The organism is Methylophaga sp. UBA5088 (assembly GCF_002414625.1).
Lineage (GTDB): Bacteria > Pseudomonadota > Gammaproteobacteria > Nitrosococcales > Methylophagaceae > Methylophaga > Methylophaga marina.
This window is the reverse complement of sequence record NZ_DIAC01000119.1, coordinates 2,727-3,128: the sequence shown is the minus strand read 5'-3', so window position 1 is coordinate 3,128 and position 402 is coordinate 2,727. Positions and strand designations below refer to the sequence as shown.

Sequence of the window (402 nt, the reverse complement as noted above, 5' to 3'; positions counted from 1 at the left end):
AAGGCATTACGGTTTTTCATGCTAACGCTTGAACGCTGGCGACAAGTGTTTTTGAGTAACTTTGATGAGAGCAGTGATACGGCTCAATCACCACAATGGCCAATTATGGATGTGCATTACTGTCATTGTGGCACGTGGGTTGAACGCGTAAAGAATCAGAACCTGTTCGAGCACGAATGGTTAGATGAGTTGGTTGCAACGCATCTGAAATGGCATAACTTGGCGATAACAATGCGGGAATATGCACTTGCTGACAAGATGGGGGAAGCCAGAGCGTTTCTAGATGAGTTCGATAAACTCTATCAGGAGTTACTGTCGCTCATCGCTACTTTAGAGACTGGAAAATCCCTGCAATGAAAGACGCTGTTGAACTGAACTAACAGAATACCGCTCTGGTCACAC

Annotated in this window: 1 pseudogene; it reads left to right on the top strand. The window is 45.3% G+C overall.

From position 1 onward, the window contains the following. A pseudogene (locus B4K20_RS14890) lies at window positions 1–357 on the top strand (bifunctional diguanylate cyclase/phosphodiesterase); the annotation flags it as partial. Between the last annotated feature and the right edge of the window lie 45 nt (window positions 358–402).